The following is a 26,979-nucleotide window of genomic DNA, read 5'->3' as shown; positions in this document are numbered from 1 at the left end:
GCTGCGTCAGTCCTTCGGTCCGCGGGGGTTTCTGCCGTTGCGCTTCCTGCCGCGCGCGGACGGCACGGTGCGGCCGACCAGCACCGAACGGCGGGTGGTCTCCGGCTCGGGGTCGGACTTGCGGCCGATGGCCCGCCGTACCCCGTAGCCGAAGGCGGCGACCTTGACGAGCGGGCCGCCGAACGTCGAGGCGACGGTGGTGGAGAGCGCGGAGGCGTTCGAGGTGACTTCCTGGACGTCCGTCGCGATCGCGTCGACCTTGTCGAGCTGGGTCCGCGCGGAGCGCACCGTGTCGGAGGCGTCGGCGAGCAGCGGGACGGCCTGCTCGGTCACGTCCGCCACGAGCTTGGTGGTCGCCCTGAGCGTCTGGGCCAGCCTCACCAGAACGACGGCGAGGAACGAAACCAGGATCGCCCAGAAGACGGCCACCAGGATCCCGGCCACCTCTCCACCGGACACAGTGCACCGCTCTCTAGCTTGTCGCTGTCTCTGTGCAGTCTCTGTACTGCCTGCTGCTCTGTTCTTCGGTCCGGCGACGGCCGTCGCGACAGCCGATCGTCGTCCCCCGAGCCTATCGCGCCGGTGGTCGCACCCCGTACCGCATTACCGACGGGACGGGCGGGCATTGCCCCGAGGAGATTGTACGGAGAGCTTCGGTACCAGTACTCTGCGTGTTTCATGCGACGCCCCCAGCGCACCGTTCCCTCCCCCCACGGTCCGAGCGCCCCCGCCGCCCTCGGGAACCTCTCGGCGGAACTGAACAGATTCGTGGGACGGGAGAACGAACTCGTCCGTCTCGCCCAGCTCCTGGAAGAGTCCAGGCTCGTCACCATGGTCGGCGTCGGCGGCGTGGGCAAGACCCGCTGCGCCGGCCGGATCGCCGCGCTTCTGGAGAAACGGTACTGCGACGGCGTCTGGCTGGCCGAGCTCTCCGCCATCCACGACCCCGAGCTGCTGGAACACGCGCTCATCGACGCCCTGGGGCTCACCGATCACACCAGCAGACCGCCGCGCACGACCCTGGTCGACCATCTGGCCGGGCGCCGGCTCCTGCTGGTGGTCGACGGCTTCGAGCATCTCGTGGACGCCTGCGCCGGGCTGGTGCGGGAGCTGCTGCGCCGGGCCCCGGGGCTGCGGGTGCTGGCCGTCGGACGGCTGCCGCTGGAGCTGGACGGGGAGCTCACCTTCACCCTCGCGCCGATGACGGACGAGGACGCGATGCTGCTCTTCGCGGAGCGGGCCGCCGCCGTGCGGCCGGATTTCCGGCTGACCGACGAGACCCGTGCGACCGCCCTGGAGCTCTGCCGCCGTCTGGACGGGATCCCGCTCGCGCTGGAACTGGCCGCCGGGCGGCTGCGCGCCCTGTCCCTCGCCCAGGTGCTGCAACGTCTGGACGACCGCTTCCGGCTGCTGACCGGTTCGAGCCGCAGCGCGCAGGCACGCCATCAGACGCTCCGTACGGCCATCGGCTGGAGCCACGAACTGTGCGCTCCGGAACAGCGGCTGCTCTGGGCGCGGCTCTCGGTGTTCGCCGGGGAGTTCGATCTGGAGGCCGTCGAGTACATCTGCAGCGGCGCCGATCTCCCGGCCGACTCGGTGCTCGACGTGCTCTCCGCGCTGCTGGCGCAGTGCGTCGTGGTGCGCGAGGACGCGGGGCACGGCGCCCGCTACCGGATGCTGGACACGGTGCGGGAGTACGGCGCCGAGTGGCTGGCGGCCACCGACGACACGGACCGGCTGCGGCGCCGCCACCGGGACTGGTTCCTGGGCCTCGCGACCTGGTGCGAGCTCGACTGGTTCAGTCCGCGGCAGGCCGAGGTGGCCGCGCGCGCCGGGAGCGAGCTGCCGAACCTGCGGCGGGCGATGGAGTACTCGCTGGAGAGTCCGGGCGAGGCCCATCTCGCCCAGTACCTGGCGGGCACGCTGTGGTTCCTCTGGGTGGGCTGCGGGCGGCTCTCGGAGGGCCGGCACTGGCTGGACCACGTGCTGGAGGAGGACACCCCGTACGACTCCTCGCGGCTGAAGGCGCTGTGGGTGCTCGGCTACGTGGCCGTGCTCCAGGGCGACGCGGTCGGCGCCGTCTCCGCGCTGCAGGAGTGCCGGGACGGGGCGGAGCGGGCCGACGACGCCGCGGCGCTCGCCTACGCGGTGCACCGGCAGGGGTGCCTGGCGCTCGTCACCGGCGACCTCGCCAGGGCGCAGGAGCTGCTGGAAGACGCGCTGCACCGCTATCGGGAGCTCGGCGAGCTGAACAGCAATGTGCTGATGGGGCAGGTCGAACTCGCGATGGCGGTCGGCTTCCGCGGGGACCTGGACGGGGCCGCCTCGATCTGCGAGGAGGTCCGGGAGATCTGCGCGGACCACGGGGAGCGCTGGGCGCAGTCGTACGCCCTGTACGTGCTGGCCTTCGCGGCCCTTCAGCGCGAGCGGCCGGACCGGGCGCGGGAACTGCTCGGCCAGTCGCTGACGATCAGCCACGCCTTCCACGATCTGCTCGGGTCGGTGCTCGCCCTGGAGCTGCTGGCGCTGGTCACGGTGGTCGAGGGCGACGCGGCGGAGGCGGCGGTGCTCCAGGGGGCGGCCGACCGGATCTGGCCATCGGTGGGGCTGCCGCTGTTCGGGTCGGCGCACTACGGGCAGCCGCGGGCCCGCTGCGCGGAGCTGTCCCGCCGGGAGCTGGGGGACGAGCGCTACGCGGCGCAGCTGCGCGCGGGCGGACGGCTGGACCCGGACGCGGCGGTGGCCAGGGCCCTGGCGAGCGGCCCCGAGAACGCCCGGGAGACGGCGGCGCGGCCGCCCGGGACGCCGCCGGGCCCGGGGAAAACACGCAGGCCCGCCGCCTCCCGTACTTCCGGGAGGGGCGGGCCCGAGCGCTGATGCGAGTGGCTGCGCCTGGATCAGCGGGCGTAGTACTCGACGACGAGCTGCTCGTCACAGATGACGGGGATTTCCTTGCGGTTCGGGTCCCGGTCAAGGCGGAAGGCCAGGGCCTTCAGGTTCACCTGCAGGTAGCGCGGGGTCTCACCGTCGGTGTCGTAACCACCCTCGCGGGCCACCTGGAAGGGGTGCTTGTCACGGCTGCGCTCGCGGACCATCACGATGTCGTCGGGACGGACGCGGAACGACGGCTTGTCGACCTTGCCACCGTTGACCTCGATGTGGCCGTGCACGACCATCTGACGGGCCTGGTAGATGGTGCGGGCGATGCCCGAACGCAGGACCAGCGCGTCGAGACGGCGCTCCAGCTCGACGACCAGCGCCTCGCCCGTCTTGCCCTCGGCCTTCTTGGCACGGTCGTAGGCACGCGCCATCTGGCGCTCGCTGATGTCGTACTGCGCGCGCAGACGCTGCTTCTCCAGCAGACGGACCTTGTAGTCCGAGTTCTGCTTGCGGCCACGGCCGTGCTCGCCCGGCGGGTAGGGGCGGGCCTCGAAGTACTTGACGGCCTTCGGCGTCAGCGCGATGCCGAGCGCGCGGCTCTTCTTGACCTTGGGACGCGACTGGTTAGGCACGTTCTCCAGACCTCCGTTGTAGGTTAGGTTAGGCTCACCTTACTTGAGGAGATCGCATGTCTCGCCCGGGGAACACCAGTCACATCACGGACAGCACTGACAGCGTCGGCACCGCTCAGGGTGCCGATACGACGGAGGACCGATCAGATCGTGGTCAGCCGCGTCCCGGCGGGCTTGAAAACACTCGGATGCCGTCAGCAGCCGAGCGCACACGAACTCTCGTACAGAGTACCTGCTCGTCGGTACTGCTCGTCCCCGGGCTGGAGGCGGTCGGCTCGGACCAGCTGATGCCGCTGGCCACGAGCGTGGGTCCCGACGGGGATCTGTTCCTGGAACTGCCCGCGGACTCCCCCGTCGTACGGACCGCGACGCACGCCGAGGACGACGAGCTGACGGCCGTGCTGGAGATCACGGACGTCGCCCCGGTCTCCGTCCCGCACCGCATCCGCGGCCGTGCCTGGATCTCGGGCTGGCTCACCACCGTACCCGGACTGTCGGGGCCCGGCCGGACCACGCTCAGGCTGGAGACGGGCGAGGTGTACATCGACGATCTGTGGGGTGCGCAGGACGTGGAGCCGACGGAATTCCGGGACGCGGTGCCCGATCCGCTGGCCGGCCACGAGACGGAACTGCTCCAGCATCTGTACGCGGCGCACGGCGAGCAGCTGGCGACGCTCTGCGCGCTGCTGGGCGAACGTTCGGCCGGTCACTGCCCGGCCCATCCGCCCGCCGTCGTCCCGCTGGCGCTGGACCGTTACGGACTGCGGCTGCGGCTGTGCGAGGTCCGGGGGCAGTGCTACGACGCGCGCTTCGAGTTTCCCGATCCGGTGCGCGACGTCGTCGAGCTGAGCCAGGCCATGCACACGCTCTTCGAGGCCGCCGCGCGCTGAACGGGGGCCGCGGCCCCGCCCGACTCAGCCCGCGGACGGCCCGGCGCCGTCGCCGGCCGTGCGGCCGAGCCGCTCGCGGACCCGCTCCACCACATCCGCGTACCGCGCCTCGGCGCCGTAGCGCGTGGGTCGGTAGTAGTGCTTGTCACGGACCGCGTCCGGTGCGTACTGCTGGGCGGCGATCCCGCCGGGGACGTCGTGCGGATAGACATAGCCCTGGGCGTGGCCCAGCTTGGCGGCGCCCTTGTAATGGCCGTCGCGCAGATGGGCCGGGACGGGCCCCGCGAGGCCGTTGCGCACGTCCTGCTGGGCGGCGGAGATCGCCAGCGTCGCCGCGTTGGACTTGGGAGCGAGGGCCAGGGCGATCGTGGCATGGCTCAGGATGAGCGCCGCCTCCGGGAAGCCGATCATGGCGACCGCCTGGGCGGCCGCCACGGCGGTGGGCAGCGCCGTGGGGTCGGCGAGGCCGATGTCCTCGCTGGCCGAGATCATCAGCCGCCGGCCGATGAACCGGGGGTCCTCCCCCGCCTCGATCATCCGGGCCAGGTAATGCAGCGCGGCGTCCACGTCGGAACCGCGGATCGACTTGATCAACGCGCTCGCCACGTCGTAGTGCTGGTCGCCGTCCCGGTCGTACTTCACGGCCGCCCGGTCGACGGTCTCCTCCAGGGTGAGGAGGCTGATCTCCTCCTCCCGCTTGGACAGCGCGGCACCGGCCGCCGCCTCCAGCGCCGTCAGCGCCCGGCGGGCGTCGCCGCCCGCGATCCGCAGCAGATGCGCCTCGGCCTCCTCCGGGAGCGTCACCGCGCCGCCCAGCCCTCGCTCGTCGGCCAGCGCGCGCCGGAGCAGTCCGCGCAGGTCGTCGTCGGTGAGCGATTCCAGGGTGAGCAGCAGCGAACGGGAGAGCAGCGGCGAGATGATCGAGAAGTAGGGGTTCTCGGTGGTGGCCGCGATCAGCGTCACCCAGCGGTTCTCCACCGCCGGCAGCAGGGAGTCCTGCTGGGCCTTGGAGAAGCGGTGGATCTCGTCGAGGAAGAGGACGGTCTCCTTGCCGTAGCCGCCGGTGGCGCGGCGGGCGCCCTCGATGACGGCGCGCACCTCCTTGACGCCCGCGGTGATCGCGGAGAGCTCGACGAAGCGCTTGTTGGTGGCCTTGCTGACCACGTACGCCAGGGTCGTCTTCCCGATGCCGGGCGGGCCCCAGAGGATCACCGACGACGGGCCCGCCGGCCCGCCGTTCCCTTCACCGACGAGGCGGCGCAGCGGGGAGCCCGGCTTGAGGAGATGCTGCTGACCGACGACCTCGTCGAGGGTGCGCGGGCGCATCCGGACAGCCAGGGGGCTGCTGGACGGGTCCTTCTCCTGGCGGTCTTCGGCTGCTGCGGTAAAGAGGTCGGGCTCCACGTTTCGAAGCCTAAGCCACGGCACCGACATCCTCGCCGGGCCGGTCCCCGTCCGGGAGGGACGGGGAGCCGGTCAGCTGGTCCAGAAGTCCCACCAGCGGGTCAGGATCAGCATGCCGATGATGCCGATCCACAGGACCGGCGGCACCCAGTGGAACTCGGTGAGGCCGTTGCGCAGCCAGTTCGGCGCGGGGATGATCCGGTGCTTGATGTTGTGCGTGGTGATGTAGCAGAACATGAAGATCGTGGCGACCCAGGCCAGGCAGCACCAGAGGCAGAGCGAGTTGATGTTGTAGAGCGACTGGTACTGCAGCCAGGTGCAGAAGCCGACGCCGAAGAGCGCGCCCGCGTTCATCCCGAGCCAGTACCAGCCGCGGAAGCGGGCGCCCGCGAGCAGCGCGAGACCGATCCCGATGATCACGGGGTAGGTGGCCAGACCGAGCATCGGGTTCGGGAAGCCGAAGGCGGCCGCCTGCTCGCTCTTCATGATGTTGCCGCACGCGACGACCGGGTTGAGGCTGCACCCCGGGGTGAAGTTGGGGTCCTCCAGCAGCTTGAACTTGTCGATCGTGATGACCCACGCGGCGAGCAGTCCGGCGGCGCCGGTGATCACCAGCAGCAGTGCGAGCGCGCGGCTGCCGCCGAAGGTCGTCTTCCCGCCGTCCTCGTCCTGTTCGGAGGAGGGATGGTCAACCGCTGCAGTCGTCATATCGCCGTTCCATCAGTGAGTGGCCTGCTGGGCACGGTCATTGTGCCGCACCACGGTACCGATGCTCTGTTCGATGGACATAAAGGTGTGCCCAAAGGCTCGCGCGTTCCCGGCGCCGGATCCCGGGGGCCGGGAAGGGCTCCGCACCACGGCCGAACTCGCGCCGGAGGCGGGCTTTCTGAGGGGGCGCCACGACCGGTCGGCCGCCGTGGGCGGCCCCGACCTGGGGATCCGGCGGGGAAGGGCGTTCGGGACCCTCGCTCCGGACGGGGCCGGGGCGCGGACGGACACGGGGACCGGCAGGTCCGTGGCGGCGGCGCCGGGCGGACGGTTCCGGCGCCCCGCACCGGCCCCGCCCGTGCCGATCGCCGTGGGTGTTCCCGGATCGGCGTCGTCCGGCCGTATGAATCCGTATCCGCCGGGTTGACGGTGTGGGGGCCGGTGGCCGCCCGTCGCCCGCTCCTGCCGCCCCCGGCCGGGCCGGGAGCCGGGGCGGGGAAAGGCCGCGCTCAGGTACGGGTACGGCCGGTGGACGGGGTCCCGTCCACCGGCCGTACCCGGAGGCCCAGGGCCTGTCCGGCCCCCGGTCCTCCGGGGATTCTCTACGCCAGGCGCTCGCGGATCGCCGCGACCACGTCGGGCAGCGGCACGGGCGTCTGCTCGCCGGACTCCATGTCCTTGAGCTGGACGACGCCCTCGGCCAGATCCCGCTCGCCCGCGACGATCGTGAGCCGGGCTCCCGACCTGTTCGCGCTCTTCATCGCGCCCTTGAGGCCACGGCCGCCGAACGCGAAGTCCGCCGCCACGCCTTCGCGGCGCAGCCGCGTGACGACGCCGAAGAGCACCCGTCGGGCCTCCTCGCCGAGCGGCACCGCGAAGACGCTGGTCGCCGCCGGAAGTTCGAGCTCGATGCCCTCGGCCTCCAGCGCGAGCACCGTGCGGTCCACGCCGAGCGCCCAGCCGACCGACGGAAGCGCCGGTCCGCCGATCATCTCGGACAGACCGTCGTAGCGGCCGCCGCCGCCCACCGCGGACTGCGAGCCGAGCCCGTCGTGGACGAACTCGAAGGTGGTGCGGGTGTAGTAGTCGAGGCCGCGGACGAGCTTCTCGTCGTCCTCGTAGACCACGCCCGCCGCCGAGAGGAGGTCGCGCACCTCCTCGTGGTACGCCTTGCAGGCGTCGCAGAGGTAGTCGCGCAGCACCGGGGCGCCGGTCAGCTGCCTCTGCACCTCGGGCCGCTTGTCGTCGAGGACCCTCAGGGGGTTGATCTCGATGCGGCGGCGGGTCTCCTCGTCCAGATCGAGCTCGCGCAGGAAGCCCTGGAGCGCGTCCCGGTAGACGGGGCGGCACTCCTTGTCTCCCAGCGAGTTGAGCAGGATGCGGAAGTCGCGCAGGCCCAGCGCGCGGTACGCCTGGTCGGCCAGGATGATCAACTCGGCGTCCAGCACCGGGTCCTCGGCACCGATCGCCTCGGCACCGACCTGCGAGAAGTGCCGGTAGCGGCCCTTCTGCGGGCGCTCGTAGCGGTAGTACGAGCCGGAGTACCAGAGCTTCACGGGCAGGTTGCCGAGCTTGTGGAGGTTGGCCTCCAGCGCGGCGCGGAGCACGGAGGCGGTGCCTTCGGGGCGCAGCGCCAGCTGGGATCCGCCCTTGGTGGTGAGGGTGTACATCTCCTTGGTCACGATGTCGGTGGACTCGCCGACACCGCGCGAGAAGAGGGCGACGTCCTCGAAACCGGGCGTCTCGATGTAGCCGTAGCCGGAGTTCCTCAGGGGCGCGGCGATGGCCTCGCGCACCGCGAGGTACTTCGCGGAGTCGGGCGGGGTCAGGTCGTACGTGCCCTTGGGGGCCTTGAAAGTGCTCACGGGTCCGTCTCTCGTCACATTCCTCGTCGGGGCGCGTCCATGCCGTTCAGATACGGGTTGGTGGCGCGCTCGCGGCCGATGGTCGTCTGGGGGCCGTGGCCGGACAGCACCACGGTCGAGTCGTCGAGCGGCAGGCACACACGGGCCAGCGACTCCAGCAACTCGGCGTGGTCGCCGCCGGGCAGGTCGGTGCGTCCGACGGAGCCGGCGAAGAGCAGGTCGCCCGAGAAGAGGATCTGCGGAACATCCGCGGCCTCGGGCATCCTGAACGTCACCGACCCCTTGGTATGGCCGGGCGCATGCGCGACGCCGAACTCCAGACCGGCCAGCTCCAGCCGGGCGCCGTCACCCAGTTCCTTGACGTCGTCCGGCTCCCCGATCGTCAGCTCGCCCATGAGCGGCATCCCGATGGAGCGGCCGAGGGCCTTCTCCGGGTCGCTCATCATGTACCGGTCCTCGGGGTGGATCCAGGCGGGGACGTCGTGCGCGCCGCACACCGGGACGACCGAGGCGACGTGGTCGATGTGGCCGTGGGTGAGGACGACGGCGACGGGCTTCAGCCGGTGCTTCTTCAGCGCCTCCTCGACCCCGGCCGCGGCCTGGTGGCCCGGGTCGATGATCACGCACTCCTCGCCCGCGGCGGGGGCGACCAGATAACAGTTGGTCCCCCAGGCCCCTGCGGGGAACCCGGCAATGAGCACGATCGTCCTTAATGGTCGTCCGACGGCGGATCGCGACTGAGAGGGTCGCGGCAGTTCAGAGCCTACCGGCGCTCCTCATTCCACAGCTAACCCATATACGGTACGGGGCAGCCAAGGCCCCATCACACGACCTACAAGGAGATCACCCGGTGGTCAGCAGCGATCAGCGGCGGCGGCAGCTCGCCAGGGAGAAGTTCGAGCGGCAGCAGCAGCGCCGGGAGGAGGCCCGCCGCAGGACCAGGCGGCTGACGGTCGTCATCGCGTCCGCGGTGGCCGTGGTGGCGGTCATAGGCGTGGGCTCGTACCTCGCCCTCGGCGACGACGACACCAAGGACAAGGCGGACCCGGCCGCGAGCCCGTCGGCCCCCGCGTCCCCGTCGCCGAGCGAGAGCAAGGCCCCCGAGCCGGCGATGAAGATCGACAAGAAGGCCTCGTACACGATGTCGCTCAAGACGAGCCAGGGCGACATCGCGTTCACCATGGACGCGGGGAAGACCCCCCACACCACGAACTCCTTCAAGGCACTGGCCGACAAGGGCTTCTTCGACGGCACCAAGTGTCACCGGCTGACCACGGAGGGCATCTTCGTCCTCCAGTGCGGCGACCCCAAGGGCGACGGCACGGGCGGCCCCGGCTACACGATCCCGGACGAGAACCTGACCGCGCTCGGCAAGGCGGGCAAGGACGGCAGGGTGACCTATCCGGCGGGGACGGTGGCGATGGCGAACACCGGCCAGGCGCACACCGGCGGCAGCCAGTTCTTCCTGGTGTACAAGGACAGCAAACTGCCGCCCACGTACACCCCGTTCGGGACGATGGACGAGGCCTCGCTGAAGGCCGTCAAGGACGTCGGGGCGGCGGGCGTGGCGGGCGGTGCCGCCGACGGTGCGCCGAAGAAGGCCGTGGACATCTCGAAGGCCGCCGTCGAGAAGTCGTGACCGCGCGGGGCGGCCGGACCGCGCCGGACGGTCACGACGGGCACGGACCGGATTTTTTTCGGCCGCGCTGAGTGCGGACAGCCGGGCGGCCGGTCGCCTAGATTGGCGTTGTGCAGGGCGGGCGCTGCCCGCCCCAGGAAACTGTGGACGATGCCAGGGGGGCGAACCCCCTCGCGGGCATCAGGTGGAGGAGGCGCTGTGAGCAGCGACCCGTGGGGCCGTGTCGATGAGACCGGCACCGTGTACGTGCGGACAGCCGACGGCGAGCAGGTCGTCGGATCGTGGCAGGCGGGTTCCCCCGAGGAGGCTCTGGCCTACTTCGAGCGCAAGTACGAGGGCATTGTGGTCGAGATCGGCCTCCTCGAACGGCGGGTGAAGACCACCGATCTGTCGGCGAAGGACGCGACGACCGCCATCGAGCACTTGCGTCTGCAGGTGGACGAGCATCACGCCGTCGGTGACCTCGACGCGCTGCGCAAGCGGCTCGACGCGCTCGTCGCGACGGTCGACTCGCGGCGCGAGGAGCGCAAGGCCCAGAAGGCGAAGCAGACCGACGAGGCGAAGCACGCCAAGGAGGCCCTGGTCGCCGAGGCCGAGGAGCTGGCGCAGAGCGAGCAGTGGCGCTCCGCGGGCGAGCGGCTCCGCGCGCTCGTCGACACGTGGAAGGGCCTGCCCCGGCTCGACCGCAAGTCCGACGACGAGCTGTGGCACCGCTTCTCGCACGCCCGCTCGGCGTTCTCCAAGCGCCGCAAGGCCCACTTCGCCTCGCTGGACGCCCAGCGCGAGGAGGCCCGCAAGGCCAAGGAGAAGCTGGTCGTCGAGGCGGAATCGCTCTCCGGTTCCACCGACTGGGGGGCCACGGCCGCCCGTTACCGCGACCTGATGACCGAGTGGAAGGCGGCGGGCCGGGCCCAGCGCGAGGCCGAGGACGATCTGTGGAACCGCTTCCGCGGTGCGCAGGACGTCTTCTTCGCCGCCCGCAGCGGGGTCTTCGCCGAGCGCGACGCGGAGCAGGGCGAGAACCTCAAGCTCAAGGAGGAACTCGCCGTCGAGGCCGAGAAGCTGGTGCCGGTGCGGGACCTGAAGGCGGCCAGGGCCGCGTTCCGGGCCATCAACGAGCGCTGGGAGGCCATCGGCCACGTGCCGCGTGACGCCCGCCCGAAGGTCGAGGGGCGGATGCACGCGGTGGAGCGGGCGCTCCAGGAGGCCGAGGAGTCGGAGTGGCGGCGGACGAACCCTGAGGCGCGTGCGCGTGCCGCGGGTCTGACCGGCCAGCTCCAGGCTGCCGTGGACAAGCTGCGTACGCAGATCGACACGGCCCGTGCCTCGGGCAACAACGCCCGTGCCGACAAGCTGGCCCGTGAGCTGGAGGGCCGGCAGGCGCTGCTGGACCAGGCGCTCAAGGGCCTGGAGGAGTTCGGCGGCTGATCCCCGCCCGGACGACGCGAAGGGCCCCGGTACGCATCGCGTACCGGGGCCCTTCGCCGTGTCGCCGCTACGGCCTGCGGGCCGAGGTCACCCGGTAGACGTCGTAGACGCCCTCCACGCCCCGTACCGCCTTCAGTACGTGGCCGAGGTGCTTCGGGTCGCCCATCTCGAAGGTGAAGCGCGAGGTGGCCACCCGGTCCCGGGAGGTCTGGACGGCCGCCGAGAGGATGTTGACGTGCTGGTCGGACAGGACGCGGGTGACGTCCGAGAGCAGCCGGGACCGGTCGAGGGCCTCGACCTGGATGGCGACCAGGAAGACCGAGGACTGGGTCGGCGCCCACTCGACCTCCAGGATCCGTTCCGGCTGCTGGGACAGCGAGTCGACGTTGACGCAGTCGGCGCGGTGCACGGAGACGCCGCTGCCCCGGGTGACGAAGCCGATGATCGGGTCGCCGGGGACCGGCGTGCAACAGCGCGCGAGCTTGACCCAGACGTCCTCGACGCCCTTGACGACCACGCCCGGATCGGCGTTGGAGCGGCGCTTGTTGCGGCTGCGCGAGGGCGGTGAACTCTCCGCGATGTCCTCGTTGGCCTCGTCCTCGCCGCCGAGCGCCTGGACCAGCTTCTGCACGACTCCGGCGGCGGCGACATGGCCCTCGCCGATCGCCGCGTACAGCGACGAGATGTCGGGATAGCGCATCTCGTGGGCGAGGGTGACCAGGGAGTCGCCGGTGAGGATGCGCTGGATCGGCAGGTTCTGCTTGCGCATGGCGCGCGCGATGGCGTCCTTGCCCTGCTCGATCGCCTCGTCGCGGCGCTCCTTGGAGAACCAGGCGCGGATCTTGTTGCGGGCGCGGGGCGACTTGACGAAGCCCAGCCAGTCCCGGGAGGGTCCGGCGCCGGCCGCCTTGGAGGTGAAGACCTCCACCAGGTCGCCGTTGTCGAGCGTCGATTCGAGCGGTACGAGCCGTCCGTTGACCCGTGCCCCTATGGTCCGGTGGCCGACCTCCGTGTGGACCGCGTACGCGAAGTCGACCGGGGTCGCGCCGGCGGGGAGCGCTATGACGTCGCCCTTGGGCGTGAAGACGAAGACCTCGTTGCGGGAGAGGTCGAAGCGCAGCGACTCCAGGAACTCCCCGGGGTCCTCGGTCTCCTTCTGCCAGTCCAGGAGCTGGCGCAGCCAGGCCATGTCGTTGACGGTGTCCTGGCTGCGGCCGCCGCCGGTGTTCTTCGGGACGTCGGTGCGTACCTTGGAGGCGCCGGCGACGGCCTCCTGCTTGTACTTCCAGTGCGCGGCGATGCCGTACTCGGCGCGGCGGTGCATGTCGAAGGTGCGGATCTGCAGCTCGACGGGCTTGCCGCTGGGACCGATCACCGTGGTGTGCAGCGACTGGTACATGTTGAACTTGGGCATCGCGATGTAGTCCTTGAACCGGCCGGGGACCGGATTCCATCGCGCGTGGACGGTGCCGAGCGCCGCGTAGCAGTCGCGGACCGTGTCGACGAGCACCCGGATTCCCACCAGGTCGTAGATCTCGGCGAAGTCCCGGCCCCGCACGATCATCTTCTGGTAGACGCTGTAGTAGTGCTTCGGCCGTCCCGTGACGGTGGCCTTGATCCGGGCGGCACGCAGGTCGGCCTGGACCTCGTCGGTCACTATGGCGAGGTATTCGTCGCGCTTGGGGGCACGCTCGGCGACCAGACGCACGATCTCGTCGTACATCTTGGGGTAGAGGATCGCGAAGGCGAGGTCCTCCAGCTCCCACTTGATGGTGTTCATGCCCAGGCGGTGGGCCAGCGGGGCGTAGATCTCCAGGGTCTCGCGGGCCTTCTTCTCCTGCTTCTCCCGCTTGAGGTAGCGCATGGTGCGCATGTTGTGCAGCCGGTCGGCGAGCTTGATGACCAGGACCCGGGGGTCCTTGGCCATGGCGACGACCATCTTGCGCACGGTCTCGGCCTGGGCCGCCTCGCCGAACTTGACCTTGTCCAGCTTGGTGACGCCGTCGACGAGCAGGGCGACCTGGTCGCCGAAGTCGCGGCGCAGGGTGTCCAAGCCGTACTCGGTGTCCTCGACGGTGTCGTGGAGCAGCCCGGCCATCAGCGTGGCGGGGTCCATGCCCAGCTCGGCGAGGATCGTGGTGACGGCGAGCGGATGCGTGATGTACGGGTCGCCGCTCTTGCGCTTCTGGCCGCGGTGCCAGCGCTCGGCGACCTGGTAGGCGCGCTCGATCTGGCGCAGCGTGGCCGTCTCGATCTTGGGGTCGTTGCTGCGGACGATGCGCAGCAGCGGTTCGAGCACCGGGTTGTACGGGCTGGAGCGCTGTACGCCGAGCCGGGCGAGCCTGGCCCGCACCCGGTTCGACGAGCCGCCGGAGCGGGTCGTGGGGGCGGTGGCGGGCACCGGGCGGCCCGCGGGCTTCGCCGGGGGCTTCGGGGCGGACGCGGCCGGGGAGACGGGCGCGGCCGGCTGGGCGGGCGAAGCGGGGGCGGCGCCGGATGCGGGGGCGCCCGCCCGGTCCGGCCCCGCGCCGGGCTCGGGCGCCGGGGGCTTCGGCTTGTCCGCGGGCTGCTTCTTCCCGGGCGTGGCTGGGGCCGCCGCGGGCTTGTCGGGCTGCGGGGCGGCGACTGGCTGGGCCTCGTCTGGCAAGAGCGCTCCTCGTGCGGATCCGGGTACCCGGAGAGGCCATCGTATCGAGCCTGCGGCCGGACCTCCCCCGGGGACCGCGGGACTCCTGAGAACGCGGGACGGGCACCCGGTTGTTCCCGGGTGCCCGTCCTGTGCGTGTGTACCCCTGCCGGGAGCGGCCCGGGCGGCTCAGACCGTGATGAGAACCTCCAGCGGGGCGCCGCGCAGGCCCTCCTCCAGCCGGGTGCGTCCGGGCAGGAAGCCGAGCTCCATGAGGACGGCGACGCCCGCGACCTCGGCACCGGCCCGCCGGATCAGCTCCAGCGAGGCCTCGGCGGTGCCACCCGTGGCGAGGACGTCGTCGATGACCATGATCCGGTCATCGGCGGACAGGTCCTCGGCGTGGACCTCGATCTCGGCGGTGCCGTACTCCAGCTCGTACGCCTGGGTGAGCGTGGCACCGGGCAGCTTGCCCGCCTTGCGGACGGGGACGAAGCCGAGCCCGGCCCGGACCGCGACCGGCGCGGCCAGGATGAAGCCGCGCGCCTCCAGGCCGACGACCTTGGTGGCGCCGTGCCGTACGCACAGCTCCGCCAGGGTGTCGGTGAGGGCCGCGAAGGCCACCGGGTCCGCGAGCAGCGGGGTGATGTCCTTGAAGAGCACCCCCGGCTTCGGGTAGTCCGGCACGTCGCGGATCCGGCTGAGCAGGAGCTCGCGGGTGCTCTGGGTGGTGCTGGTCATCGACGCTTCCCCGGGGTCCGGCCGTGGCCCCTGGGGGGCTGCTGGCGCTGGCCGACGACCGCGGCGGCGGGCGCGTCGTCCTGCGGGAAGCCGTCGTCCGACGACTCGTCCTCGGCGGACTCGCCCTTGGCGGCGGCTGCCGCGCGCTTGGCCAGGATCCGCTTCTTCAGGGCCTTCATCTGCGGGTCGTGTTCCTTGAGGTCGGCGACGAGCGGTGTGGCGATGAAGATCGAGGAGTAGGCACCGGCGGCGAGGCCGACGAAGAGCGCCAGGGAGATGTCGTTCAGCATGCCGGCGCCGAGGACGCCGCCACCGATGAACAGCAGGCCGGCCACCGGCAGCAGGGCCACGACGGTGGTGTTGATGGAACGGACCAGCGTGCCGTTGATGGAGCGGTTGGCGATCTCGCTGTACGTCCAGCGGGTCTGCTTGGTGATCCCCTTCGTGCCCTCCTTGAGGCTGTCGAAGACGACGACCGTGTCGTAGAGGGAGTAACCGAGGATGGTCAACAGACCGATCACGGTGCCCGGGGTGACCTCGAAGCCGACGAGGGCGTAGACACCGACCGTGATGGTGATGTCGTGGATCAGCGCGACCAGGGCCGCGATGGCCATGCGCCATTCGAAGGCGATGGCCAGATAGATCACGACGAGGACCATGAAGATGCCGAGGCCGGTCCAGGCCTTGTTGGCGATCTGCTCGCCCCAGCTGGGGCCGACCAGGTCGGCGGCGATCTTCTCCGCGGGGACGTTGAGGTCCTTGGAGAGCTTGCCCTTGATCTCGTCGGACTTCGCGGTGTCGACCTCGGTGATCTGGATGCGCAGACCGCCGTTGCCGAGCTTCTGGACGATCGCCTGGTGGCCGGAGGCCTCCGTGGCGAGGTCCTCCGCCTTGGCGACGGTGACGCTGGTCTTCGGGGTGGTGAAGACCGCGCCGCCCTTGAACTCGATGCCCATGTTGAGGCCGCTGACCGCCAGGCCGACGATGGCCGTGATGGTGATCAGGATCGAGATCCCGTACCAGATCTTGCGCTTGCCGATGAAGTCGTAGCCGACCTCGCCGCGGTAGAGACGGGCGCCGAGAGTGCCGAGTCGCGACATCTCACGCCTCCTTCGGGTCGGTGGGGGCGTTGACACGGCGCGAGCGGCGCAGCGGCGGCTTGGCACCGAGCCGCTTCGGGTCCAGTCCGGACCACGGGTGACCGCCGGCGAAGAACTTCGTACGGGCCATGAGGGTCATGACCGGCTTGGTGAAGAGGAAGACCACGACGACGTCGAGCAGGGTGGTGAGACCCAGCGTGAACGCGAAGCCCTGCACCTTGCCGACGGTGACGACGAAGAGCACCGCCGCGGCGAGGAAGGACACGAAGTCGGAGACCAGGATGGTGCGCCGGGCGCGCGGCCAGGCCCGCTCGACGGCGGGGCGGAGCGTGCGGCCCTCGCGGATCTCGTCGCGGACCCGCTCGAAGTACACGATGAAGGAGTCCGCGGTGATACCGATGGCCACGATGGCTCCGCAGACCGCCGGGAGGTTCAGCGCGAAGCCGATGGCCGGGCCGAGCAGCGACATGAGCGTGTAGGTCAGGATGCCGGAGACCAGGAGGCTCAGGAGCGCGATGAGCGCGAGGCCCCGGTAGTAGGCCACCAGGTAGATGACCACGAGGGCCAGACCGATGGCACCGGCGATCAGACCGGCCTGGAGCTGCTCACCGCCGAGCGCGGCGGTGACCGTGGTGACGCTCTGCTCCTTGAAGGAGAGCGGGAGCGCGCCGTAGGAGAGCACGTTGGCCAGGTCCTCGGCGGACTGCTGGGTGAAGCTGCCGGAGATCTCGGCGCTGCCGCTGAGCGTGGTGTTCACCTGGGGCGCGGAGACGACCTCGCCGTCCAGCGCGATGGCGAACTGGTTCTGCGGGGACTGCTGGGAGGAGAGCTTCTTGGTGATCGTCTGGAACTGCTTGGAGCCCTGCTTGGTGAACTCCATGTTGACGATCCACATGCCGCGCTGCTGGTCGAAGCCGGCCTTGGCGTTGTCGACCTCGGTGCCGGACACCTCCGACGGGCCGAGGATGTACTTCGCGTCGCCCTCGGAGCTGCATGCGACGACCGCGTCGGTGGGCTTGGCCCCCCGTGCGGCCGCGGCGCGGGACGCCTTGCTGGAGCAGTCGAGGGCCGCGAACTTCTTCTGCAGATCGGCCGCGGCGGCCTCGTCGGCGGCGGAGGCCGACGGCGTCGTGTCGGCCTTGGGGGTGTTGCTCGCCTTCGGCGTGCTGTCGGCCTTGAGGCCGTCGGTGACCGCGCGGCCCTGGGTCGTGGCGCTCGGATCCGGCGTCGACGAGCCCTTGCCCTTGTCGGCGGTGGGGGCGCTCGGGTCGGCGGACGAGGTGGGCTTGCCGGACGACGAGGCGCTGGGCGTCGGGGTGGGCGTGCCCTGGGCGACGGTCAGCACCGGCCGGAAGTAGAGCTTGGCCGTGGTGCCGACCTGCTCCCGGGCCTGGGCGGAGTTGGTGCCCTTGGGGATGTTGACGATGATGTTGCGATCGCCCTGTGTCTGGACCTCGGCCTCGGAGACACCAAGACCATTGACACGGCGTTCCATGATCTGGACCGCCGTGTCCATGTTGGTCTTGTTGATCGCCGACTCCTGGCCCGGCTCGCTCTTCGCCTCCAGCGTGATGGACGTGCCACCCGCCAGGTCGATGCCGAGCCGTGGGGTCGGCTGATCCGCCAGGAACATCCCGCCGGTGAGCGCGACCATGGCGATCAGGATCAGAGCCAGGGAACGCCCCGGCCTGCCCTGACCGCCGGCCGGTCCCCGGCTCTTCTTCGGTGCTGCCACCTTCTCGTTTCTCCCTGTCCAACCGCCCCGCGCCGGGTACGCGCCCGAGCGGCCACGAAGTGTAGTGGGGACCCGCCCCCGCAGAAGATCGCACGGACCGGGGAGTGCCGGACGCCGGTGGGCTCACGGCATTCCCCGGGCGTGGCTTACTTCGCGTCGGCCTCGCCGTCGTCCTTGCCCTCGGACTTCTTGCCGGAGTCGGCGTCCTTCGGCGCGGCCTCGTCGGACTTCTCCTCGGCCTTCTTGCCCAGGTCGATCCGGGAGTCGTCCGAGGTGTCCTCGTCGGTCTCGGTCAGCGAGGAGGCGTCGTCCGGGACGACCGTGCCGTCGAGGTCGAGGCCGCTCTCGTCGTCGCCGTGGACGATGCGGTTGTACTCCGCGTCGTCGAGGACGGCGCCGATGGCGTTCTTGGCGTAGATGGCGTGGACGCCGGGCGCGATCTCAAGGAGAACCGTGTCGTCGTGCAGCTCCTTGACGGTGGCGTACATGCCCCCGATCGTCCGGACGCCGGTGCCGGGCTGCATCTCGTTGCGCATCTGGGCGGCGGCCGCCTGCTTCTTCTTGGCGGACCGCGTCATCAGGAACATGGCCCCGATGAGCACGATGAAGGGGAGGAGAGTCACGGGATTCACGGGACGAGTTTCCTTCGCACGACCGCGCTGGAAGGCGGCCTGTATCTACGGGGGTGGGTACACCGACCTGTAAGGGCGGCATCGGCGGAGTCTAAGCGAGTCCGCATCGATGGAACAACGCCCAGCATGGCACCGGGGTTCCTGCTCCGGCCAACCTGTGACGGATCACGCCCCGAAGAGGCCCTGTTGTCCCTTTCCGCCGTGCTGCGGAGGCACCAGACCCAGATGGGCCCAGGCCGCGGGGGTCGCGACCCGGCCGCGCGGCGTCCTGGCCAGCAGCCCTTCCCGTACCAGGAAGGGCTCCGCGACCTCCTCGACCGTCTCGCGCTCCTCCCCCACGGCGACCGCGAGGGTGGAGAGGCCGACGGGGCCGCCGCCGAAGAGCTTCAGCAGGGCGCCGAGCACCGCGCGGTCGAGCCGGTCGAGGCCGCGGGCGTCGACCTCGTACACCCCGAGGGCCGTGGCCGCGACCGGGCGGTCGATCCGTCCGTCGGCCTTGACCTGGGCGTAGTCCCGGACGCGGCGCAGCAGCCGGTTGGCGATGCGGGGGGTGCCCCGGGAGCGTCCGGCGATCTCGGCGGCGCCGTCCACGTCTATCTCCACGTCGAGCAGGCGGGCCGAGCGGTGGATGACGCGTTCCAGCTCGGTGGGCGCGTAGAACTCCATGTGGCCGGTGAAGCCGAAGCGGTCGCGCAGCGGCGGCGGCAGCAGCCCTGCCCGGGTGGTCGCGCCGACCAGGGTGAAGGGCGGCAGTTCCAGCGGGATGGCGGTGGCGCCGGGACCCTTGCCGACGATGACGTCGACCCGGAAGTCCTCCATCGCCATGTAGAGCATTTCCTCGGCCGGCCGCGACATGCGGTGGATCTCGTCGAGGAAGAGAACTTCACCCTCCTGGAGGGACGAGAGGATCGCGGCGAGGTCGCCCGCGTGCTGGATGGCGGGGCCGGAGGTGATCCGGATCGGCGCGCCCATCTCCGCCGCGATGATCATGGAGAGGGTGGTCTTGCCGAGGCCGGGGGCGCCGGAGAGCAGGACGTGGTCGGCGGTGGCGCCGCGGGCGCGGGCCGCCTTGAGGACCAGGTCGAGCTGTTCGCGGACCTTCTCCTGGCCGACGAACTCGTCGAGGTCCTTCGGCCGCAGCGCCGCTTCGACCGCGGTGTCCTCGCCGTCCGCGTCGGCCTGGACGATCCGCTCGTCGAGCCGCTCGTCGGTGTCGGGTCCGGTCTCGTCCCAGTTCATTCGGTCTGTTCCCGCCTCGGGTGTCTCGGTGCCGTGCGGTGCCCGGCCCGGCGTCAGGGTGTCGCGGCGGGGTCAGCGCGCGCGGTTGAGGGTCTGGAGCGCGGCGCGCAGCAGCTGCGGCACGGGGGCCTGGCCGCCTTCCGCGATCGCCGCCTCGGCCCGGGGCGCGACGGCGGTGACCGCTTCGTCGGCCTCGCGGGTGGCGTAGCCGAGGCCGATCAGGGCGGCCTGGAGCTGATCGCGCCAGGAGGAGGTGACGGCGGTGCCGATGCCCTGGCGGCCGATGTGGGCACCGACGGGCTCGCCGAGTCTGTCCTTCAGTTCGAGGAGGAGTTTCTGCGCGCCCTTCTTGCCGATGCCGGAGACGGCGGTGAGCGCCTTCTCGTCGCCGGTGGCGACGGCGGTGCGCAGGGCGTCCGGGCTGTGGGTGGCGAGCATGGCCTGGGCGAGCCGGGGCCCCACCCCGCTGGCGGTCTGGAGCAGCTCGAAGACCTGCCGCTCGTCGTCGTCGGCGAAGCCGTAGAGCGTGAGGGAGTCCTCCCGGACGACGAGGGAGGTGGCGAGCCGGGCCTCCTTGCCGATCCGGAGACCGGCGAGAGTGTTCGGCGCGCACTGGACGGCCATGCCGATGCCGCCGACCTCGATCACGGCCGTGGTCGGGGCGAGGGCGGCCACGGGGCCGCTGACGAAGGCGATCATCGGGGGACCTTCCGGACGGGGACTGCGGGTGTACGGGGGGCGCGGGCCGCGGCGGCCGCCGCGTGCGCCTGCTGGAGGCGGTTGACCGCGGGGGCCCGCCAGATGTGGCAGATGGCGAGGGCGAGGGCGTCGGCCGCGTCGGCCGGTTTCGGCGGGGCGTCGAGCCGCAGCAGCCGGGTGACCATCGCGCCGACCTGCGCCTTGTCGGCGCGGCCGGTGCCGGTGACGGCCGCCTTGACCTCGCTGGGGGTGTGCAGGGCGACGGGGATGCCGCGGCGCGACGCGCAGAGCATGGCGACGGCGCTGGCCTGGGCGGTGCCCATCACCGTACGGACGTTGTGCTGGCTGAACACCCGCTCCACGGCGACGAACTCGGGCCGGTGCTCGTCGAGCCACTGCTCGATGCCGCGCTCGATGGCGACCAGCCGGTGACCGAGCTCCGCGTCGGCCGGGGTGCGGACGACGCCCACGCCGAGCATCGTCAGGGGGCGGCCGGCGACGCCCTCGACGACGCCGACACCGCACCGGGTCAGCCCCGGGTCCACGCCCAGCACCCGCATGGACGCCCCCTCCGTACCGATCGGTCAACTGTTCCCGCAGGCTATCGGCTCGCACTGACAATGCGACGGGCCGACGGGGTGTGTCCCCGTCGGCCCGTCCGTGGAGACCGCGCTGAGCGCGGCTCAGGCGTCGACCTTCTCCATGACCTCGTCCGAGACGTCGAAGTTGGCGAAGACGTTCTGCACGTCGTCGCTGTCCTCCAGCGCGTCGATCAGCTTGAAGATCTTGCGCGCGCCCTCCTCGTCCAGCTCGACCTGCATGGTGGGCAGGAAGTTGGCCTCGGCGGAGTCGTAGTCGATCCCGGCCTCCTGGAGCGCGGTGCGGACCGCGACCATGTCGGTGGCCTCGCTGACGACCTCGTACGTGTCACCGAGGTCGTTGACCTCCTCGGCGCCCGCGTCGAGCACCGCGCCCAGGACGTCGTCCTCGGACAGCTCGCCCTTGGGAACGATGACGACGCCCTTGCGGTTGAAGAGGTACGAGACCGAACCCGGGTCGGCCATCGAGCCCCCGTTACGCGTCATCGCGACGCGCACGTCGGACGCGGCACGGTTGCGGTTGTCGGTGAGGCACTCGATGAGCACCGCGACACCGTTCGGGCCGTAGCCCTCGTACATGATCGTCTGGTAGTCGACGCCGCCCGCTTCGAGACCGCCACCGCGCTTGACCGCGGAGTCGATGTTCTTGTTCGGTACGGAGCTCTTCTTCGCCTTCTGGATCGCGTCCACGAGGGTCGGGTTTCCCTCGGGGTCCACACCGCCGGTGCGGGCCGCGACCTCGATGTTCTTGATCAGCTTCGCGAAGAGCTTGCCGCGCTTGGCGTCAATCACGGCCTTCTTGTGCTTCGTCGTAGCCCATTTAGAGTGGCCGGACATCTGCCTTCTCCTTCGCGTCACCAAAAACGATTCGAACCCGAGAGATCCTACCGGGATCGAGTCAGCCGACTGCGCGCACCATGTCCACGAACAGGGCGTGAACACGGTGGTCGCCGGTCAATTCCGGGTGGAACGACGTGGCCAGGGCGTTTCCCTGGCGTACGGCGACGATGTGGCCTCCGTGCTCCGCCACGACCCTGGCCTGCGCACCGACCGATTCCACCCAGGGGGCGCGGATGAAGACGCCTTCCACGGGACCGCCCTCGACTCCGGCGACCTCGACGGCCGCCTCGAAGGACTCGTTCTGCCGTCCGAAGGCGTTGCGGCGCACGATCATGTCGATCCCGCCGACCGTCTCCTGGCCCGCGCGCGGGTCGAGGATCTTGTCGGCGAGCAGGATCATCCCGGCGCAGGTGCCGTAGACGGGCATCCCGTCCCGCACCCGCTCGCGCAGCGGGTCCAGCATGCCGAAGAGCGCGGCGAGCTTGGACATCGTGGTGGACTCGCCACCGGGGATGACCAGGCCGTCGACCTCGGCGAGTTCCTCGGGACGCCGGACCGGCCTGGCCAGGGCGTCCGCCGAGGCCAGGGCGATCAGGTGTTCCCGGACGTCGCCCTGGAGGGCCAGGACTCCGATCACAGGCGTGTCGCTCATCGGTGACTACCAGCCGCGGTTGGCGTAGCGCTCGGTCTCGGGCAGGGTGTCGCAGTTGATGCCGACCATGGCCTCGCCCAGGTTGCGAGAGGCGTCCGCGATGATCTTCGGGTCGTCGTAGAAGGTGGTGGCCTTCACGATCGCGGCGGCGCGCTTGGCCGGGTCCCCGGACTTGAAGATCCCGGAGCCGACGAAGACGCCCTCGGCGCCGAGCTGGCGCATCAGCGCGGCGTCGGCGGGGGTGGCGACACCGCCCGCGGAGAACAGCACGACGGGCAGCTTGCCGAGTTCCGCGACCTCCCTGACCAGCTCGTACGGGGCGCGGAGCTCCTTGGCGGCGGCGTACAGCTCGTTGTTGTCGTAGCCGTGCAGGCGGGCGATCTCGTTCTTGATCTGCCGCAGGTGGCGGACGGCCTCGACGACGTTGCCGGTGCCGGCCTCGCCCTTCGAGCGGATCATGGCGGCGCCCTCGGCGATCCGGCGCAGCGCCTCGCCCAGGTTGGTGGCACCGCAGACGAACGGGGTGGTGAAGGCGAACTTGTCGCTGTGGTTGACCTCGTCGGCCGGGGTGAGGACCTCGGACTCGTCGATGTAGTCGACACCGAGGGACTGGAGGACCTGGGCCTCGACGAAGTGGCCGATGCGGGACTTGGCCATCACCGGGATGGAGACGGCCTCGATGATCTCCTCGATCATGTTCGGGTCCGACATCCGGGCCACGCCGCCGTCCTTGCGGATGTCGGCGGGGACCCGCTCCAGGGCCATGACCGCCACGGCGCCCGCGTCCTCGGCGATCTTCGCCTGCTCGGCGTCGACGACGTCCATGATCACGCCGCCCTTGAGCTGCTCGGCCATGCCGCGCTTGACGCGCGCGGTGCCGGTGGCCGGGGAGTCCGAGGACTGCGAAGTGGTGGGAAGCGTGGACATGGATCGACCTCACTCGGAGAAAAGTTGCCGAAAAGCGCTGGTTGGTGCAGTGCTGAGCAAACTCTCCGGGACCAGTCCACTGCAAGGGCCAATGGCGGGCCGGTGGATCGTTTTGGACGCGTACGCGCGGGGATGTGGCCCCCGTCACGTACGGATACGGCCCCCGGGTCAGCCGACGGGCCGGTCGGCCAGGGCCACCGGGGGCTCGTCGTCCATCTCGAAGGCCAGCGGGAACGGGGCGTGCCCGGCCAGCCGGAACCACCGCACCTTGCGGTGCCGGCGCAGCGCGCGCGCCGCGCGCACGGCGTCGTTGTGGAACCGCCGGGCCATCGGCACACGGCGCACGGCGGCGGCGAGTTCGGAGGCCGCTTCCTCACCGCCGGGGATCTCCTTCACGGCCTCCACCTGCGCCGGCTCGCCGAAGACCGCCCGCAGCGCCGCGCTCAGCTCGCTCTCGGCGACCTCGCGGTGCTCCTCCTCGGCCTGCCGGGCGGCGTGCGCGGCCTCGTACAGGACGATGGAGGCGGCCGGGTCGAGGACACCCGACGTGGCCAGCTCCTGGGTGACCGACGCACGGCGCAGCAGCTGCGCGTCGAGGGCGGCCCGCGCGGCGTCGATGCGGGTGTGCAGCCGGTCCAGCCGGCCGGCGGTCCAGCTGAGGTACATACCGATCGCGACGACCGCGACGGCGATCCAGATGAGGGTTTCGATCACGGGCGGCAAGGCTACCGCCGGGGCGCGGGCGGCGGTGCCGCGCGGGCCCGCCCTACTCCCGTGCCAGCCCGAACCGGGCGCGCAGGCCCGTGCGCTCGTCGGCGGCGACCGAGGCCGCGCCGTCCGTCACCGTCTCGTACACCGCGAGGATGTCCGCCCCGACCGTCGACCAGTCGAACCGCCGGACGTGCGCGGAGCCGCGCTCGCGCAGTTCCGCGCGCCGCTCCGGGTCGCCGAGCAGCCGGACCGCGGCCGCCGCCAGCGCGTCCGCGTCCTCGTTGGCGAAGAGTTCGCCCGCCGCACCCTGGTCCAGCACCTGGGCGAACGCGTCCAGATCGCTGGCGAGGACCGGGGCGCCCGCCGACATCGCCTCGACCAGGATGATCCCGAAGCTCTCGCCGCCGGTGTTGGGCGCGACGTACACGTCCACGCTGCGCAGCAGCCGGGCCTTGTCCTCGTCGCTCACCATGCCGAGGAACTCGACCCGCTCGCGCATGGCCGCGGGCAGCGAGGCGACGGCCTCCTCCTCGTCGCCCCGGCCGGCGACCAGCAGCCTGGTGTCCGGGCGGGCGGCGAGGATCGCGGGCAGCGCCCTCATCAGGACCGGCAGGCCCTTGCGCGGCTCGTCGATGCGGCCGATGAAGCCGATCGTGCCGCCCTGCCATTCGGGCCTGGGCTCGGCGCGGTCGAAGAAGCCGACGTCGACCCCGTTCGGGATGACGACCGCGTCGCCGCCCAGGTGCTCGACCAGGGTGCGCCGGGCGTACTCGCTGACCGCGATGCGTGCGCTGATCTTCTCCAGGGCGGGCTGGAGGATCGGGTACGCCGCGATCATGGCCCGGGAGCGCGGGTTGGAGGTGTGGAAGGTGGCGACGATCGGCCCCTGTGCGGCCCAGCAGGCGAGCAGCCCCAGCGAGGGCGAGGTCGGCTCGTGGATGTGGATCACGTCGAAGGTGCCGTCGTGCAGCCAGCGGCGCACCCGGGCGGCCGAGAGGAAGCCGAAGTTCAGCCGGGCGACGGAGCCGTTGTACGGGACGGGCACGGCCCGGCCCGCCGACACCACGTACGGGGGCAGCGGGGTCTCGTCGTCGGCGGGTGCCAGCACGGACACCTGGTGTCCCAGCCGGATCAGGTGCTCGGCCAGGTCACGGATGTGGAACTGCACCCCGCCGGGCACGTCCCAGGAGTACGGGCAGACGATGCCGATCTTCACGTCCGGTCCTCCCGGGGCTCCAGATCGGCGAGCCAGAGCCGTTGCAGCATGTGCCAGTCCTCCGGGTGGTCGGCGATCCCGGCGGCGAAGGCATCGGCCAGCGCCTGTGTCATCGAGGACGTCTTCTCGGCGCGGTCCCCCGACTCGGGCGGCTGCACCGGGGCGTGGATCCGGGCCTTCATCACGGGCGTGTCGTCGTAGTGGAGCGTCACCGGCAGCAGCAGCGCCCCGGTCTGCTGGGCCAGCAGCGCGGGACCGGCGGGCATCCGCGCGGTGGAGCCGAAGAACGTCACCTCGACGCCGGAGGCGGACAGGTCACGGTCGGCGACCAGACAGACCAGGCCGCCCGCGCGCAGCCGGCGCGCCAGGGTGCCGAAGGCGGCGCCGCCGCTGTGCGGCAGGACCTCCATGCCCAGGCCCTCGCGGTAGGCCACGAACCGGTCGTACAGCGTCTCGGGCCTGAGCCGTTCGGCGACCGTGGTGAAGGGCACCTTCAGGTCGGTGGTGACCCAGGCTCCCGCCAGGTCCCAGTTGGCCAGGTGCGGCAGGGCGAGGACGACGCCGCGGCCGGTGTCGAGGCCGTCGGTCAGCCGGTGCGCGTCGGTCACCTCTATGGACGACCTGATCCGCTCCGGGCTCCAGGTGGGCAGCCGGAACGACTCCATCCAGTACCGCATGTACGAGCGCATCCCGGCCCTGGAGAGCTCCGCCAGCCGGGCCGGTGACGCACCGGGCACGACCCGGGCCAGATTCGACTCCAGCCGCAGCACGCTCTTGCCGCGCCGCCTCCACGCCTGGTCGGCGATGGTGCGGAAGAGCGTCCGGGCGACCGGCTCGGGGAGCTTCTTGACGGCGCCCCAGCCGAGCCCGTACAGCCCGTCGGTCAGCCGGTCCCGCAGACCGGGCCGCGCAGCCCCCGGGTCGTCGCTCACCGGGCGGTCCCGCTCCCCGGCCCGGCGGCGGCCTCGGCCGCGTCGGCCTCCGCGGACTCGCGGCGCACGGTCACCACCCGCTGCACCAGCGTGATCAGGCTGCCCACCGCGACGATCCACAGCGCGATCGGCAGCAGGACCTGGATCCCGGGGACGCCGAACTTGTGCAGGCCCGCGAATCCGGCCGCGACCAGCGAGATCACCAGCCGCTCGGCACGCTCCACGAGGCCGTTGACCGCGACCGGCAGCCCGATCGACTCGCCGCGCGCCTTCGTGTACGAGACCACCTGGCCGCTGGCCAGGCAGAAGATCGCGACGGCGCAGAGCACGTCGTCGTCGCCCTTGCCCGCGTACCAGAGGGCGAAGCCACCGAAGATCGCTCCGTCGGCGACCCGGTCCAGGGTCGAGTCCAGGAACGCGCCCCAGCGGCTGGAGATGCCGGCCTGCCGGGCCATGTTGCCGTCGACGAGGTCGGAGAAGACGAAGATCGTGATGACGATCGTGCCCCAGAAGAACTCTCCCCGCGGGAAGAAGACCAGCGCACCTGCCATCACCCCGGCCGTACCGATCAGAGTGACCGCGTCCGGGCTCACGCCGAGACGGAGCAGCAGCGCGGCGAACGGTGTGAGGACACGCGTAAAAAATGCACGCGCGTACTTGTTCAGCATGGCCTTCCCGAGGGTCGGTGGGCCGAGCGGCCCCTTCGGCCACCGGCTGGCCCATCGTAGTCACGCCCGCCGGACTCCACCGTCCGGGCACCCGGCCGCGCGCGGCGCAGTGCCTTGGATGGACGCGGCCCGGCCCGAGTGGAAAGCTCGAACTACCGCGGGCGTCGCAGAAGCCGCCGCGGCGGCTCCCCGGTTCCCGCGCACCTCTCCCCCACC

General features: G+C 71.2%; 25 protein-coding genes. 4 read left to right on the top strand and 21 right to left on the bottom strand.

The genetic code is table 11. The annotated features are described in order from the left end of the window. Positions 1–6: 6 nt before the first annotated feature. Positions 7–444: a DUF948 domain-containing protein gene (locus ACFVFH_RS19075; protein ID WP_383769954.1), complete on the bottom strand. Its 438-nt coding sequence runs from the start codon at positions 442–444 to the stop codon at positions 7–9. A gap of 234 nt (positions 445–678) precedes the next feature. Here ACFVFH_RS19075 and ACFVFH_RS19070 point away from each other — a divergent pair, with 234 nt between their 5' ends. Beyond that, a complete protein-coding gene (locus tag ACFVFH_RS19070; protein WP_383769792.1) occupies positions 679–2,877 on the top strand; it encodes an ATP-binding protein in 2,199 nt (732 codons plus the stop codon). A 20-nt stretch (positions 2,878–2,897) separates the two neighbouring features. Here the strand turns inward: ACFVFH_RS19070 and rpsD are convergent, their stop codons facing one another. Beyond that, a complete protein-coding gene (rpsD, locus tag ACFVFH_RS19065) occupies positions 2,898–3,512 on the bottom strand; it encodes a 30S ribosomal protein S4 (RefSeq protein WP_093541052.1) in 615 nt (204 codons plus the stop codon). Positions 3,513–3,700: 188 nt separating this feature from the next. Here rpsD and ACFVFH_RS19060 point away from each other — a divergent pair, with 188 nt between their 5' ends. Continuing rightward, positions 3,701–4,402, top strand: a complete 702-nt coding sequence (locus ACFVFH_RS19060; protein WP_383769789.1) for a DUF2470 domain-containing protein — start codon at positions 3,701–3,703, stop codon at positions 4,400–4,402. Between the two features lie 24 nt (positions 4,403–4,426). Here ACFVFH_RS19060 and ACFVFH_RS19055 read toward each other — a convergent pair whose 3' ends face one another. The 4 genes from ACFVFH_RS19055 to ACFVFH_RS19040 form a co-directional block, all read right to left on the bottom strand. Further along, a complete protein-coding gene (locus ACFVFH_RS19055) occupies positions 4,427–5,806 on the bottom strand; it encodes a replication-associated recombination protein A (protein WP_383769786.1) in 1,380 nt (459 codons plus the stop codon). A gap of 72 nt (positions 5,807–5,878) precedes the next feature. Next, the gene (locus tag ACFVFH_RS19050) at positions 5,879–6,514 is read right to left on the bottom strand and encodes a vitamin K epoxide reductase family protein (protein WP_383769783.1); all 636 of its coding nucleotides are present in this window, start codon (positions 6,512–6,514) and stop codon (positions 5,879–5,881) included. A gap of 602 nt (positions 6,515–7,116) precedes the next feature. Beyond that, a complete protein-coding gene (gene hisS / locus ACFVFH_RS19045) occupies positions 7,117–8,379 on the bottom strand; it encodes a histidine--tRNA ligase (protein ID WP_383769780.1) in 1,263 nt (420 codons plus the stop codon). Positions 8,380–8,393: 14 nt separating this feature from the next. Then, the gene (locus ACFVFH_RS19040; protein WP_383769777.1) at positions 8,394–9,080 is read right to left on the bottom strand and encodes an MBL fold metallo-hydrolase; all 687 of its coding nucleotides are present in this window, start codon (positions 9,078–9,080) and stop codon (positions 8,394–8,396) included. 149 nt (positions 9,081–9,229) lie between these two features. On the opposite strand from ACFVFH_RS19040, the gene ACFVFH_RS19035 reads away from it, so the two are divergent. Beyond that, entirely contained in the window at positions 9,230–10,018 is a 789-nt protein-coding gene (locus ACFVFH_RS19035; protein ID WP_383769773.1) for a peptidylprolyl isomerase, read from the top strand. Between the two features lie 198 nt (positions 10,019–10,216). Next, positions 10,217–11,446, top strand: coding sequence for a DUF349 domain-containing protein (locus ACFVFH_RS19030; protein ID WP_383769770.1), 1,230 nt, complete (start codon positions 10,217–10,219; stop codon positions 11,444–11,446). A gap of 67 nt (positions 11,447–11,513) precedes the next feature. Here the strand turns inward: ACFVFH_RS19030 and ACFVFH_RS19025 are convergent, their stop codons facing one another. From ACFVFH_RS19025 to pgsA, 15 genes are all read right to left on the bottom strand, one after another. Beyond that, entirely contained in the window at positions 11,514–14,093 is a 2,580-nt protein-coding gene (locus ACFVFH_RS19025; RefSeq protein ID WP_383769768.1) for a RelA/SpoT family protein, read from the bottom strand. 168 nt (positions 14,094–14,261) lie between these two features. Continuing rightward, complete coding sequence (locus ACFVFH_RS19020) at positions 14,262–14,813, bottom strand: adenine phosphoribosyltransferase (RefSeq protein ID WP_383769765.1); 552 nt, start codon at positions 14,811–14,813, stop codon at positions 14,262–14,264. Further along, positions 14,810–15,913, bottom strand: a complete 1,104-nt coding sequence (secF, locus tag ACFVFH_RS19015; RefSeq protein WP_383769762.1) for a protein translocase subunit SecF — start codon at positions 15,911–15,913, stop codon at positions 14,810–14,812. The genes ACFVFH_RS19020 and secF overlap by 4 nt, the downstream gene beginning before the upstream one ends. 1 nt (position 15,914) lies before the next feature. Next, on the bottom strand, positions 15,915–17,648 hold the full coding sequence (secD, locus tag ACFVFH_RS19010) for a protein translocase subunit SecD (protein WP_383769759.1): 1,734 nt from the start codon (positions 17,646–17,648) through the stop codon (positions 15,915–15,917). Between the two features lie 146 nt (positions 17,649–17,794). Then, on the bottom strand, positions 17,795–18,280 hold the full coding sequence (gene yajC, locus ACFVFH_RS19005; RefSeq protein ID WP_383769756.1) for a preprotein translocase subunit YajC: 486 nt from the start codon (positions 18,278–18,280) through the stop codon (positions 17,795–17,797). A 165-nt stretch (positions 18,281–18,445) separates the two neighbouring features. Beyond that, complete coding sequence (gene ruvB / locus ACFVFH_RS19000; protein WP_383769753.1) at positions 18,446–19,519, bottom strand: Holliday junction branch migration DNA helicase RuvB; 1,074 nt, start codon at positions 19,517–19,519, stop codon at positions 18,446–18,448. Positions 19,520–19,591: 72 nt separating this feature from the next. Next, positions 19,592–20,218: a Holliday junction branch migration protein RuvA gene (ruvA, locus tag ACFVFH_RS18995; protein WP_383769751.1), complete on the bottom strand. Its 627-nt coding sequence runs from the start codon at positions 20,216–20,218 to the stop codon at positions 19,592–19,594. After that, positions 20,215–20,778, bottom strand: coding sequence for a crossover junction endodeoxyribonuclease RuvC (ruvC, locus tag ACFVFH_RS18990; protein ID WP_383769749.1), 564 nt, complete (start codon positions 20,776–20,778; stop codon positions 20,215–20,217). Before ruvC ends, ruvA begins: the two co-directional genes overlap by 4 nt. A gap of 123 nt (positions 20,779–20,901) precedes the next feature. Next, positions 20,902–21,654, bottom strand: coding sequence for a YebC/PmpR family DNA-binding transcriptional regulator (locus tag ACFVFH_RS18985; RefSeq protein WP_093541068.1), 753 nt, complete (start codon positions 21,652–21,654; stop codon positions 20,902–20,904). Between the two features lie 61 nt (positions 21,655–21,715). Continuing rightward, positions 21,716–22,309 carry a pyridoxal 5'-phosphate synthase glutaminase subunit PdxT gene (gene pdxT / locus ACFVFH_RS18980; protein ID WP_383769746.1) on the bottom strand — a complete coding sequence of 198 codons (594 nt, stop codon included), beginning with the start codon at positions 22,307–22,309 and terminating at the stop codon, positions 21,716–21,718. 6 nt (positions 22,310–22,315) lie between these two features. Continuing rightward, entirely contained in the window at positions 22,316–23,236 is a 921-nt protein-coding gene (gene pdxS, locus ACFVFH_RS18975; RefSeq protein ID WP_383769744.1) for a pyridoxal 5'-phosphate synthase lyase subunit PdxS, read from the bottom strand. 168 nt (positions 23,237–23,404) lie between these two features. Beyond that, positions 23,405–23,902, bottom strand: a complete 498-nt coding sequence (locus ACFVFH_RS18970; protein ID WP_383769951.1) for a hypothetical protein — start codon at positions 23,900–23,902, stop codon at positions 23,405–23,407. Positions 23,903–24,002: 100 nt separating this feature from the next. Further along, the gene (locus tag ACFVFH_RS18965) at positions 24,003–25,163 is read right to left on the bottom strand and encodes a glycosyltransferase family 4 protein (protein ID WP_383769741.1); all 1,161 of its coding nucleotides are present in this window, start codon (positions 25,161–25,163) and stop codon (positions 24,003–24,005) included. Beyond that, a complete protein-coding gene (locus tag ACFVFH_RS18960) occupies positions 25,160–26,095 on the bottom strand; it encodes a phosphatidylinositol mannoside acyltransferase (RefSeq protein WP_383769739.1) in 936 nt (311 codons plus the stop codon). Before ACFVFH_RS18960 ends, ACFVFH_RS18965 begins: the two co-directional genes overlap by 4 nt. After that, positions 26,092–26,763: a phosphatidylinositol phosphate synthase gene (gene pgsA, locus ACFVFH_RS18955; protein ID WP_383769736.1), complete on the bottom strand. Its 672-nt coding sequence runs from the start codon at positions 26,761–26,763 to the stop codon at positions 26,092–26,094. The genes ACFVFH_RS18960 and pgsA overlap by 4 nt, the downstream gene beginning before the upstream one ends. Between the last annotated feature and the right edge of the window lie 216 nt (positions 26,764–26,979).

Origin of the sequence: Streptomyces sp. NPDC057697, assembly GCF_042799335.1 — a bacterium.
Taxonomy (GTDB): Bacteria; Actinomycetota; Actinomycetes; order Streptomycetales; family Streptomycetaceae; genus Streptomyces.
The sequence above is the reverse complement of the archived record's forward strand: the minus strand, read 5'-3'. Positions and strand labels throughout refer to the sequence as shown.